Below are 12,514 nucleotides of genomic sequence, written 5' to 3'. Positions count from 1 at the left end.
CGGTGGTGGCGTGGCACAGGATGCACGCCGAGTCGGCACGGACACGCAACAGGGTGTCAGCGACGCCGGTGGCAGAGCCGACCGGGGCACCGTTGGCGCCGGCGTAGTGGACCGCGTGGCACACGACACACTTTACGGTTGTCGTCGTGTAGTTGCCGTGCGGCGAGCTGCCGTTGTTGGCGTTGTCGCCCAGACCCTTGTTCCAGTCCATGTAGGTGTTGGTGCCGGCGCCCGGGATGGCGAGGTTGGGCGTGCCGTCCTGGTTGTAGCCGTTGGCCGGCGCGGTCGCCGCAGCACCGAGGCGCTGCTGGCCGGAGTGGTTGATTCCTGCGGCGAAGGCAGCGCCGGAGAAGGCGAACACGAGCATCGCGACGAGAGCCGCGACGAGCAGAGTCTTCTTCACAGATCCTCCTCTAGTAGTGGTCCGCGTGCGGACCGACCTCTTGTAAGTGTCCTCGGTGTGACGCGATGTGCGACACCGGGGTATCGCTACTAGACCTACATGGAGTGACATGTGGAGCACTTCATGCTGCCCTGGGCGGTAACGGAGTCGCAGAGCGGGTCGGTCGGGCTCGAGCCGTGGCAGGCCGTTGCCTTGCAGCCCGCAGTGCTAGCGTCCACGCTGGTCGAACCGTCGATCGTGCCGCCGGCCTTCCACGTGTTGATCAGCGTCGCGAGATAGTACACGGCGTCGTAACAGAGCGCGCCACAACGCTGAGACTGGAGATCCTTCGTCAGGGAGTAGGCGTGCTGGAACTGGTCCGCTGCGACCCGCCACTTAGTGAGGGAGACGTGGCAGAGTACGTTGCCCGAGGTAGAACTCGGGAGGTTATTGGTCGGAATTGGAATCTGGGTTGCCCCAGCGGTCAGATAATCGGCCCAGCCGCCAGTTGCACCGGCGGGCGCAGACCAAGTACCGGTGAGGTAGTCAAGAGAGGCCGCGTTGCTCGGCAGAGCCGTCTTCTCATACCAAGACATGAAGTTCATCTTCATGCCGGTCGTGGCGCTGATCTGTGAAAGCAGAGCGGATGCACCGTTGGGGCAGCCACAAATCGATCCGTAGCTGTTAACGCCGCCGCCGCCGTAGTTGAACATGCCCATGGGAATGTTGCCCCAGGTCGTCGGGTACCTTGCAGCGAGGACACCGACGATGGGCCAGTAGGTCGCTTCGCAGCACGCCGAGTGCCCAGCCCACTTACCCTTGTAAATCTCGTAGGCTTGACGAGCGCACGCCTTGGCATCCAGCGGCACCCATCCACCGGTGTCGATGGCCAACGGGAACACTTGCGGCGGCGTCGCCGCTGCTGTGGAAACATTCATGGCGAACGGCAGCGTCGCCGCTCCCACTACTGCTGCGGCACCCGCCGCACCGCCCAGGAACTGCCTACGTGAGATTTTGGTGGTGGTCATTTCTAGCCTTCCTCTCTTGGTCCGTTTCATGCGCAGTTCTTGCAGGTACTTTTGAGCGCTCCCCTCCCCTTGTGTCGTACCGCTAACGAGCACGGACAGACTTGCTTAGTCTCCATTAAACCTCCACAAACGAGAGTGAAGGCAGCCTCATGTACAACAGGCCGACATCAAGGATGAGTCGACCGTCGCAGTGACGAGTGGGGGACTACCAATGACGAAACCAGCCGCCCGTCGGGCCTGTCGGCTTCGCTGGGCGCGGGCGTCGGAGCAGCCGCTAGGACATCGGCGCGCCTTCAAACGCGCGGTCGTAGATGGGCTCCTGATTGGGTGCTCCGCAAGGCCAGACAACGCGGCGTGGCAACGCCGGCTCAGAACTGCCGCGCCGACAGTCTGCGCGCACCGATGAGCAACGGCTGAACGGAGCGCTACGCCTTCAGGCCGAGACGCGTCTGGACCTCAGACAGCAGCGCGCGGCTCACCGGAAACTCAGTCCGCGCAAGGTCTCCGAGGCGGAGTCTGTAAGAAGAGCCGCTCACCCAGCCACAGCCCCTGACCTGAGCCATATTCACGACGTACGATCGGTGCACGCGCATGAAATCGGCGACGTGCTGGTCGTCAAGTGCGCCCAGAGAGAGTCGGCAGAGGTAGCGGGAGTCATACGTGTGAACGTACGTGTAGTTCCGGATACCCTCCGCGAAGTAGATATCCGTGCTCTTCAAGAACTCAAAGCCGGAGGTACCCGCCAAGACTGGAATCGACCATTCGGCTTCCGCCGCGTCGCGCGGCCTCGAGCGTCTGAGCACGGCCTCAACTCGGCACTGCAGCTCCTGTAGGCTGAAGGGCTTGGTGACGTAGTCATCCGCGCCCAAAGAGAAGCCCTTCAGTTTCGCGGCGTCAGCGCCGCTTGCAGTCAGCATGATCACCGGAATGCTCTCCGTGTGCGGGCTGGCCCTGAGCTGACCAAGGACCTGCCAGCCATCAACCCCCGGCATCATCACATCGAGGAGAATAAGCTGCGGCCCGAACTGCGTCGCTATCTCAGCGGCGTGCGCCCCTCGTTCGACGGCTCGGACGACATACCCATGGTGCTCCAACGCGGTCTTCAGACCCCGGACCAGCTGAACGTCGTCGTCGACCAGCAGGATTCTTGTTTGCGCAGATTGCGGCAGAACGGAATCACTCATGCCTGTCTTCTCCAACCACCAGAATCGTCGTGCTCGGGAGGTCTGCTTCACGTCCACCGCGAGGCAGTCTCGCGCAGAAGACGCTTCCCCTGCCCCGCTCGTTATCTCGATAAGTGAGGTGTCCGCCGTGCGCTTCGACGATTCGTGCGCTGATGGCGAGACCTAGCCCGAGGCCCGACGTGTCCCTTCCATCACCGGAATCTACGCGCCCGAATAGCGTGAAGAGCACGTGCTTGTCGCCCTGTGACACGCCGATCCCTTGATCGGCAACCTCTATGTCGATGAAGTCTGCATCCGTGCCCAGTCTGACATCGACTTGTGTGCCTGCGGGCGAGTACTTAACGGCATTCGAGAGCAGGTTGTCCAGCACTTGGCGAAGCCGCAAGGCATCCCCGCGGATCACGGTATCCGGTGTGAAATCCTCAAATCGGATCGTGATGTCGTGCGACTGCGCCATTAGCTGCGCGTCCCTCGCCGCATTGCCCACAAGCTCGCTCACCCACACATCACCGAACTGAATCGGCATGAGCCCGCGCTCGAGCAACGCGGAGTCCATCAGATCCGAGACAATCGAACCAAGGCGCGCGGATGCAGAGCCGATTACTTCCACTGCGTCCAAAGCCTTGGGCTCGAGTTCGGACAGCGCTCCTGTCTCCAGAAGCTCGGCATAGAGGGTTATCGTCGTCAGCGGGCTTCGAAGTTCATGCGCTGCGATGGCGACAAAATCGGCCTTCAAGGCGGCAAGTTGTTCAATCTCGTGTTTGGCGCGGTCGAGGTCCCCGTAGGCTTTCGCGAGATCCGAGTACGAGCCCCTGAGCTGATCGTCGCGGTACTTCAGTTGGACGCTCATGCGACCCAGGGTTTCCTGGAGTTCGCCTATCTCACCGCCTCTTCGTGTGGGCGGCGACGCGTCGAGATCGCCCTCGGCAATCTGCGTCGCGAAAGCGCCAAGTTCGTCAAGCGGCTCCACTACGTCCGTTGTGAGCTTCCACGCGGTCCACGGCAGCGACACGACGATCACAGACAGCAGTACGACCACCGATGCGATTATCGGAACCTTCAGTGAGTCCATCCCCGGCGGGGAGAACAGAATCGACACGGTAGCAACCTGTAGCCCGTCTACTACAACCGGCTGGACAACGACTTGATTCTTCAGCAGCGGCGCCAAGGGCGTCAGTAGACCTTGCTGCGCCCCGGGGGTTTCGGTCAGCGCCGCTCCTTGATGCGCGATCTCGGTCCCGGAAGCGTCTCGTATGCCGATCCCGATGACGTCGTGAACGTTGGCTGTCTGGACGATGCTCGACAGCTGCGCTTGAACGTGTGTGATTTGCTGGTCCGCAATCATGGGCATGAGCCCGGCGGCAATCGACGAGCTTATCTGCCTGACCGCTTCCTCGCGCTGCCGCACATCGGCAAGTGTGGTGAACACACCGATGGTGACGCCCATCACGATGGCAAATACCAGCTCTCCAACAATGAGCGCCAGGAACACGCGGCGGCCGAGCGAGCCTGGTCTCAGTAATTGCCTCACTGGTGGGCACTCCCGAAAGCTTTCTGCTCCAAGCGCCGGTCAGTCGCGTCGAGCACCCGGGCGAAGTCGTACTCCGAATCGTTGGCAGCGCGGAACCCGGTGACAACACTGCCAACGGGTATGACGCCCCGAGCGGCCGCGTGGAGCAGGCTCTGACGGACCTGATCGACGGTCGCCTCGTCAAGTGACTTGCTCGCCACGATCGGAGGCATGCCCAGCTCAGGTGACCGCTCGATGATTCGGAATGTACCTTCCGGCCACGCGGCAAGGGCAGAGCGCCGTACGCTGGTTCCATCAACCTCTCCCTTTGCCACCTTCTTGAGGTTCTCGTCCTGGACGTCAGTTGGCGTCGCTGAGAAGAAGCCGTCGGGATTCTCCCCCCGCTTCTTCAGCAGCCAGTACACGAAGGACACACCAGCCAAATCCTGCGAGACTGCGAATCGCTTACCCCGAAGATCCTCGATCCGTCTTGCTTTGCTGTCGTCTCGAACCACCACGAACATCGCATCCATGGGTTCGCCGAGGACAACAGGGGTCCCAATCAAGGTCACGCGCCCGGCAGCCTGCTCGTCCATGTACGCCAAAGTTGACATGAGGGCCACGTCAATCTGCCCACGCTGGAAAAGGTGTGTCTGGTCTTCGCTGGACAACACGTAGCGGATGACCACGGGGCGTTTCAAGTCACGCTGCATTTGCGCGAACACCCTGGCGAACGTAATCCACTCACCGGGCCCGCCTGGGCTCCGGGCGAGACCGACCCGCAGAGGCTGCGCAGAGCCCGCGAAGGCTGCGGGCGCACCCGATGATTGGTCTGCGTACGCAGATCCGTACAGTCCCCACACCGCGATGCTCCCGAGCACGGCGACCGCCACCGTAGCGGCAAGCGCAACCAACAGCAGCGCGGTGGATGACCGCGAAGGAGATCGGGCCGACTTTGGTCGAGTGCTCGACACCCTGCCTCCAGCGAGTCTCAAGAAGCCCTGCTACAGCGGATCGTTCAGTCAACATCATAGTGGTTTAGACAGCGTGCTATGCGCTCCGGCGCTTCGTGACACAGCTGGACTGCCATGAGGCTGCCGCACCGGCCAATCTACACATGCGCTTTCGCTTCACCCGGACAGCCCCATAGACGCTAAGCCGCTGGTGGAGTGGGCTCCACCCTAGTGGAACGGACTACGTTCAACTTGCGCGATTGGACGAGCCTCAAGTAGCCGATGACGAGCACCACCGCCAACGCGACTCCTAGGACCGCGAAGCTCACAACTGCCGAGCTCTCAGCGAACGACCAGACGACGGCATAGCAGATCGTGAAGAAGCCCCCTAGAAACAGGCCGTCCTTGACTGCCCACCGACGATCCACGCGGATAAGCGACAGGCCCATCAGGAGTGCCCCGAGCGCAACCAGAGCGATAGTGCTGTTGCGGTGCCAAGCTTCGCGGCCAGACTGCAAGGCCTCTTTCTTGGCGGCAATCTCCGTGGAGAGATTCTTGAAGTAGGCCTCGTGTTTGCCTGACAGCTTGCCCACAAGCCGGCGGGAACTATCCAACGCTCTCTGCTCGTCATTGAGCCTCTGCAGCTGCGCGTCATTCTGGACCGGCGGCGGATACAACATGCGAACGCCGACTCCGACAATGACCACAATCAGTATGCCGAGCAGTACTGAGACGAGAACTTGCTGCGCGCGAGGTATTCCATGCCTTGCAGCCACGACCATCTCCAGTCAACGATTTCGCACTCCGTGGAATAGTGGGATCGCCTGCGTGACACCTAGGTGTGCCCGTCCTGCCGCATCCAGACGTACCAGAAGGTGGAAGGCGTGGCGACGCTCACTCCTCTTGCGAGGAGCTCTCGAACTCCTCGTCATCAGGTAGAACCGCCGTCGGCACTTCAACTTCTTCTGGGTGGGTCGTCACGTTGCGCGGCATTCCCGCGTTGACACTTCGGTTCAGCTCTTCGAGTTGGGAGTGACGAAAAGCTTCAATCGGCCGGGCGTATGTCTCACCGCACTGCGAGTTGATCTCCTCGGCGATTCTGCGGACCGCCGTCCGGCTCACGGCGAACTCCCCGTGCATCATGGCGTATTCGTGGGCCGCCTTTAGTGCCGAGACCACGTCATCGGGTTCACCCGCATCACACGCGAGAACGTATGCGCGCCTCGCGAGGGTCCACACCATCGCCGAATGCGCGAGCGCGTCCGCACAGAGGGACTCCGCCGCATCGATCGCGGCTTGAGCGTCTGCGATCTGACCGAGGTCGGCGAGGGCCATGGCGCGCAGACTCTGAGCGCGCCGCTCTACGATCGGGTCGCCCTTGACTGCGGCCAGCCTAACAGCCTCATCCGCGCGGTTCAGCGCCTCAGCCGGCTTGTCTGCCTCTCGCAGCGACATCCCGTACTCGTACAGGACGACCGGCAGGTCATCAGCCATGTTGAGGGTCTCGAGAAGCTCAACGGCCTCATGGAAGAGGGGGTTGGCGGCCTCGTGGTCACCGGCCCCGCTCAGGACATCGGCTTGGGCGTAAAGACTCTCCGCCACGTGTCCATCTTGCCCCCGTTCGCGCCTGATTGCCTCCTCCTCACGCCACTTGGCCAAGGCCGGCTCAACTCGTTTCTGAGACGCGAGTACTACGCCGTGCCAATACAGGGCATCCGCGAGTGCGGTTGAGTTCCCTTCCTCGCGGTACTGAATCTCGGCTTCTTCGTACAGGCCCTCGGCCTGGTCTGCCAGTCCGATGAGTCGGCATACCTGAGCGAGACTCACGCGGGCTTCTTGGATTGCAGCCTTGTCGCCAGCCGCCAGTGCAAGATCCATCGCCTGTTCAAAAACAATGCGCGCGGCCATGAGGTCGCCAATCCGCACGTAGACACCGCCTTGGCTCATCCGCACCATATAGCGCAGTGATTGGTCATCTGCCTCGGCTGCGGCGACCTCAGCCTCATCCAGATCCACGAATGCCGCCTGATGGTCGCCAAGCTCGACGAGGCACGTCGCTCGGCTCAAGTAAGCTTCGGCGGCCGCGGCTGCGGCGTCGTCGCCCAGTAGTCCGAGGTACTCACTCAGCGCAGTGATGGCGTCCTCGTTGCGGCCCTGCTCTTTCAGCTCAACGCTGAGGTTGGCAAGCGCCAGTGAGAGACGCTCGGTATCGTCGGCCTCGCGGGAGAGATCCGCGGCCTGCTCGTAGAGGCGCGCTGCCGACTCGCTATCACCTTCGACTGTGTAGACGTACCCCTGGTTGATGCGAGACGTCCTCACGAGTCCATCAAGGCCCGTCTCCGCGGCTACGCGCTCGGCTTCCAGGAAGTCATTCATCGCAGAGTCGCGTTCGCCGGTGTCGAGCCGAGAGATTCCACGTTCGATGAGGGCTCTCGCGCGATCGCGCGGTTCAGGGCTAGTCAGTTCGGCAGCGGAATCGGCTGTCACATCGGCCTCCAAGTCATCCATGCGTTCGCGGTTTCACGCGGGGTTGCCCGTGCGACAGTCGGCATTGTATACCCGACGATGCTGCCGTCTCAGTGATTCGTTCTACGCAGACATACTGGGCGATCACCCCTGCCGTGTGTCTCGTCCCGCCCTCAAGCACTTGTCGTCCGCATACTGGACTCGATACGTCTCCACGCGCGGGTCGCCTCCGCGACGGCGAGACCAGTCGCAGGCAGCCGATTATCCTGACCTGACATCACCTGCGCGATGCGCGGATCGAATGGAATCTCGGCGATGAGCGGGAGTTCGCGGAGGTGGCAGAGTTCGCGAATGCGCTCAGCACCCGATGGCGATAAGTCCGACTTGTTCAGCACGACCAGCACGGGCAGGTTAAAGCGGCCGGCGAGCTCCACTATGCGTACCAGATCATGCTGCCCCGAAACCGTGGGCTCCGCGACTGCGACCAGCAGGTCCGTCTCGGCCATTGACGCCATTGCAGGACATCCGACGCCAGGCGGTCCGTCGACGAGCACGACTGTAGCCTCGGTGTCGAGTGCCTCGGCAGAACCAAGGCGTCTGACCTCGCTCACGAGCCGACCCGATAGGTCCTCGCCTGGTTCCAGTTTGCCGAACGCCATCGGTCCGACGGGCGACATTCCGACACATGCCTCGCCGCTGACACTGTCGACCGTTCGCACGGCGTCCAACGGGCACACGTAGGCGCAGAAGCCGCATCTCTCGCATGCGGCCGGGTCAACTACAAACGCGCCCGTTTCCATGTCGAACGACAGCGCTCCGAAGCGGCACACGAGCTCGCAAGCCGAGCACCCGCTACAGACGGCAGGGTCGATGGAGATCTTGCTCTGGCCGGCGAATGCCTGACATCTCTCAGCGACAACACCCATGGCTATCGGAAGGTTGGACGCTTCGACATCTGCGTCCACGACCACGACGCGAGACTTCTCCGACGCCAGAGCGGCGAACAGCGACGTGAGCGTGGTCTTGCCCGTGCCGCCCTTGCCTGATGCGATCACAATTGTCGTCACGACCAGTTCTCCAGCTCGTCCAGCTCATCCTCGTGGGCCAAACCCGGCAACGCTCGAAGCACGGCGCCCAACGCCGCGCCTACTGCGCCCACTTGAAGCGCGGCGTTTCCGCCTCCTGCATAGATCTCGGCAATATGGCGCTGAAAGGGAATGCGAGCAAGAATCGGCACGTCCCAAACCACACTCAGCTCCTCGAGATCGCTGCGCTGTCCCATGTCGCGATTGAGCACGATGCCCATCGGTATTCCCAGGCTGAAGCCGAGCTGGCGGGCGAGCGCGACGTCGTGAAGGCCGAAGGGGGTGGGCTCGGTCACCAGCAAGAGTACGTCTGCCCCTCGGACCGATTCGACTGTTGAACAAGCAACCCCCGGCGGCGCGTCTAAGACAACGAAATCGGGCTCAATCCCTTCGCCTAGAGCTCTCGCCTGCCGAACAATCGGTGGAGTCTTGACTTGCCCAACATCGAGCCGGCCGGTGACCAACTGCAACTCGCCGATGTCTCTCGCATAGCCGACCGCAATCTCGCCGACCCGATCGGGCACTTCATGGATCGCGCCCTCCGGGCAGGCCCGCAGGCAAAGGCCGCACCCGTGGCACATCTCCTCAAAGACGATTGCCGAGCCCCCCAAGAGTCGAGGGGCACCGAAAGCGCAGGCCTGCCGACAGATTCCACAGCCGGTGCACAGTGCGGCATCCACCGTCGCCACCGGAACGAGCACAGGAACGGTGATCGGCGAATCGACGCGGACGAACAAGTGGTCGTTGGGGGCCTCGACATCGCAGTCGACGAGCACAACTCGGTTGCCCGCAATTGCGGCCAGAGCCGCAAGGCCCGTCGAGACCAAGGTCTTGCCAGTGCCCCCTTTGCCCGAGGCGACCGCGACACGCAACGGATGTGGGAATGCTATTGGGGCGGTAGGTCCCAAGGCTAGTGCCCTTGGCAGGAGTCACGCGCGTCCATGACCTCGCACTCGCCGGCGAGGAGCCTCGCCACAACATCCCCCACGACCGGTGTGACATTGTCGAAGTACACATCGATGCCGGCGTCTTGGAAGCCAGCCAAAGGCCGAGCACCCATGCCCGCGACCACGATCGCCGTGACGCCGTTCGACGCCAGAAGGTTGACGGGGCCAAGGCATCCGCCATCCACGTGAGGAGGATTCTGGATGATGCTCACGTTCTTGACCGCGTCACCGTCTATCTCAACCAAGGTGAACGTGTCGCAGTGGCCGAAGTGTCCCGACCGCTCGCACTCGATGCCCCCGGTACCCATGGAAGGAACCGCGAGGAGAAGCTGTTCTGACATCGGAGACCTCCTACTGAATTGGCTGTCCAAAGACTGTGCTGCTATTCGAACCGTTGGTATGGGTTTGAATCGTCGAGCGGTTCGAGCGTGTTCATTGCAAAGGCACCTATCGCTTCGCGGACCGTCATACCAACTCCCGAGTACCCGTGAACATCGATGGCGTCCAACGCACGGAATGCCTTGGGGCCCAAGTGCCCCGTAATGACGGCGTCGGCTGAGGCAGCCGAGACAGCTTCTGCCGCTCCGAGGCCGGCGCCCTGCAAAGCGTGCTTGTTAGCCGAGTTGTCGAGCACGTCGACCGCAAGTGTGTCGGCATCCACAATGAGCAGGTACGCGGCCCGCCCGAAACGTTCGTCGACCTTGTCGTCCAGATTTGGTCCGAGGGCCGACACCGCGAGTTTCATTTCGACCAGCGTTCAGGTCGACCCATGCCGACGCGGCGATTCCGAGTAGGCACCCTATCGCCGCGACCTGTCATCCGCCTCGCAACTGCGGGACCCGTTGTATCGAATCCGGCCATGTTCGTACCTCCCAGGTTCTACCGAGCCTCTTCTTTCAACCCCGAGGACAGTGCATCGGCAAGCAGCTTGGACACGCGCTCTCGCTCACGCAGATGGTCAACCCAGTCCTCGGCCAGGTCCCGCCCCTCGGCGGTGAGCTCATAGTCCCTGCGCTGGGGCCCTGAGTCCCCTTCGGCCCACGCCGACGTTACGAAGCCCTCCTCCTCCATACGACGCAGCACGCGGTACAGCCCGCCGGCATCGACCTCGAGCTCTCCACCCGTCATCTCGCGAATCTCACGACGCAGGTCGTAGCCGTGCGCAGACTTGTTCAGCAGGCCTGCGAGCGCGGCCGGCTCGACAAGAGCCCCGCCGCCGCCCGCCCTTCGGCAGCATGCACGATTGCCTCCGCCGGGTCCGTGGACCCCTTCACTCGCAGGTCCTTCGCACATGGGGCCCATGAGAAACCTCCTTCATTTGACCGACGTCATGATCTTGGCGCGCTACTTCAGTGCCTCCGTTATCTCCGACATCTTGGGCATCTTGGGCATGCCCACCATGTCCGCGATCTTAGACATTCCGATGCCGAGGAAGTCGAAGTGTTCGCCGTAGTCTTTCATCATCGTCTTCATCGCGGAGAGCATGTAGCGGCGCTTGAAACCGTCGGGAAGCGCGAGGATGTCCGTCATCTTGTTGGCGTAAAACGTCATGTAGCAGCGACCCAGTGCAATCGTGATGTCTTCGAGCGACATCGCGTAAGGCTCGATGATCGGGGTCGTGAGGTTGTACTGCGAGTAGTCCCATACGCGGATGCGGTCGTGCATCTCATCCCAGAGTGGCGTGAAGGGCATCGGGGTGAGCACGGGGAAGACCGCAATGTCCGGATTGAGGCGGATTGCTACTTCGGTGGTCTTCTTGATCGAGTCCCATGTCTCTCCGGGGAAGCCAACCATGAGCGACGCCTCGGTCATGATGTCGTACTCACGGCACAGATCGATGGCGCGTTGGTTCTGATTGATCGTCGTGCCCTTGTTCAGGCTTTCGAGGAGTTCGTCGCTGCTGCTCTCGGTTCCCATGTAGACGTGCATGATGCCAGCATCGTGGTACTTCTGCAGGATGTCTTCGTCGCGCAGGATGTCCTCGACGCGAGTCTCGATAAGGATCTTTACGCCCAGGTCCGACTCGATGAGCAGGTCGAGGATCTTCTCCCAGCGCTCCCGGTCGTAGGTCGGGTAGGCGTCGATCATCGTGACGAACTCGACGTCGTATTCCTCGACGAGGTGCCGTATCTCCGCCACGACCTTCTCCGCATCGCGAGCACGCCAGGCTCCGCGCCAGAAGAGACGCTGGCCGCAGAACGAGCATCCCATCATGCACCCGCGCGAGGTCAGTACCGATGCCATGCGTCCGTAGGGCTCTACGTTGTAGTGGTAGTCCTCCCAGTCGAGCAGGTCCCACGCGACCTCGAGCGTGTCGAGGTCCTCGATCTGAGGTCGCATCTCGGTCGCGACGACTTCGCCGTCCTTGAGAAACGCGATGCCCTTGACCTCATCGGGGGACTCTAGCGGGAAGGTCGACATGAGTTCTGCGAGGGTGCCCTCCATTTCCCCCCGCAACACGAAGTCGACCTTGTTGCTGTCCTCGCGAAAGATCTCGTCGTACATGAACGTTGGATGCGGCCCTCCGAGGAGGGTGACGATGCGCGGATCGACTTGCTTGGCGACGCCGAGAGCCTTGATCGCGGCAGGCACCGTGCAGGTGCTGATGGAGCCGGTCACCGGCAGGTAGTCGAGCGACATGACGAAGTCCGGCCGGTAGCGTTCAATCTCATCGCGAATGTCGTCGAAGGAGAGCTTCTTGTTCATCGCGTCGAATATCTTCGCTTCGTGCCCCGCCTCGCGAGCCGCGCCGGCAAGAAAGGCGATCTGCAGTGGGGGCCAGTTGCCCATCAGCATCTGGCCCCAACAGGTGTAGGGCGGTGTGACGAAGAGGATTCTTCTCATTTGGTGACGTCTCCAGTCTTCCGATGATGCGCGATCATGTGTTGGGGGGCACTGCAATCGGTCAGCGCAGTCGGCGACCAGATGTTCTGGGGCATCCGATTATCTGCCATCTAGA

13 protein-coding genes are annotated in these 12,514 nt (G+C 62.1%); all 13 read right to left on the bottom strand.

Annotated elements, in window-relative coordinates; genetic code table 11:
- Positions 1–403, bottom strand: a 403-nt coding sequence (locus P4L93_08385; protein ID MDR3686957.1) for a hypothetical protein, incomplete at its 3' end; no start/stop codon positions are given.
- A 95-nt stretch (positions 404–498) separates the two neighbouring features.
- Entirely contained in the window at positions 499–1,410 is a 912-nt protein-coding gene (locus P4L93_08380; protein MDR3686956.1) for a twin-arginine translocation signal domain-containing protein, read from the bottom strand.
- 425 nt (positions 1,411–1,835) lie between these two features.
- Positions 1,836–2,594, bottom strand: coding sequence for a response regulator (locus P4L93_08375; protein MDR3686955.1), 759 nt, complete (start codon positions 2,592–2,594; stop codon positions 1,836–1,838).
- A complete protein-coding gene (locus P4L93_08370; protein ID MDR3686954.1) occupies positions 2,587–4,086 on the bottom strand; it encodes a HAMP domain-containing sensor histidine kinase in 1,500 nt (499 codons plus the stop codon). The genes P4L93_08375 and P4L93_08370 overlap by 8 nt, the downstream gene beginning before the upstream one ends.
- Positions 4,087–4,121: 35 nt before the next feature.
- Positions 4,122–4,829 (bottom strand): PhnD/SsuA/transferrin family substrate-binding protein, encoded by a 708-nt coding sequence (locus P4L93_08365; GenBank protein MDR3686953.1) that lies wholly within the window; start codon positions 4,827–4,829, stop codon positions 4,122–4,124.
- A gap of 428 nt (positions 4,830–5,257) precedes the next feature.
- Positions 5,258–5,833 (bottom strand): hypothetical protein, encoded by a 576-nt coding sequence (locus tag P4L93_08360; protein MDR3686952.1) that lies wholly within the window; start codon positions 5,831–5,833, stop codon positions 5,258–5,260.
- A gap of 118 nt (positions 5,834–5,951) precedes the next feature.
- Positions 5,952–7,544: a hypothetical protein gene (locus P4L93_08355; GenBank protein MDR3686951.1), complete on the bottom strand. Its 1,593-nt coding sequence runs from the start codon at positions 7,542–7,544 to the stop codon at positions 5,952–5,954.
- Positions 7,545–7,696: 152 nt separating this feature from the next.
- Complete coding sequence (locus P4L93_08350) at positions 7,697–8,590, bottom strand: P-loop NTPase (protein MDR3686950.1); 894 nt, start codon at positions 8,588–8,590, stop codon at positions 7,697–7,699.
- Positions 8,587–9,516, bottom strand: coding sequence for a 4Fe-4S binding protein (locus P4L93_08345; GenBank protein MDR3686949.1), 930 nt, complete (start codon positions 9,514–9,516; stop codon positions 8,587–8,589). The genes P4L93_08350 and P4L93_08345 overlap by 4 nt, the downstream gene beginning before the upstream one ends.
- A gap of 2 nt (positions 9,517–9,518) precedes the next feature.
- Positions 9,519–9,896, bottom strand: a complete 378-nt coding sequence (locus tag P4L93_08340) for a NifB/NifX family molybdenum-iron cluster-binding protein (protein MDR3686948.1) — start codon at positions 9,894–9,896, stop codon at positions 9,519–9,521.
- A 41-nt stretch (positions 9,897–9,937) separates the two neighbouring features.
- Positions 9,938–10,300 carry a NifB/NifX family molybdenum-iron cluster-binding protein gene (locus tag P4L93_08335; protein ID MDR3686947.1) on the bottom strand — a complete coding sequence of 121 codons (363 nt, stop codon included), beginning with the start codon at positions 10,298–10,300 and terminating at the stop codon, positions 9,938–9,940.
- Positions 10,301–10,434: 134 nt separating this feature from the next.
- On the bottom strand, positions 10,435–10,857 hold the full coding sequence (locus tag P4L93_08330; protein ID MDR3686946.1) for a PadR family transcriptional regulator: 423 nt from the start codon (positions 10,855–10,857) through the stop codon (positions 10,435–10,437).
- Between the two features lie 42 nt (positions 10,858–10,899).
- Positions 10,900–12,399 (bottom strand): radical SAM protein, encoded by a 1,500-nt coding sequence (locus P4L93_08325; GenBank protein MDR3686945.1) that lies wholly within the window; start codon positions 12,397–12,399, stop codon positions 10,900–10,902.
- Between the last annotated feature and the right edge of the window lie 115 nt (positions 12,400–12,514).

The organism is Coriobacteriia bacterium, assembly GCA_031292615.1.
In the GTDB taxonomy this organism is placed as follows: Bacteria; Actinomycetota; Coriobacteriia; order Anaerosomatales; family JAAXUF01; genus JARLGT01.
This window is presented reverse-complemented; position numbering and strand designations above follow the sequence as displayed.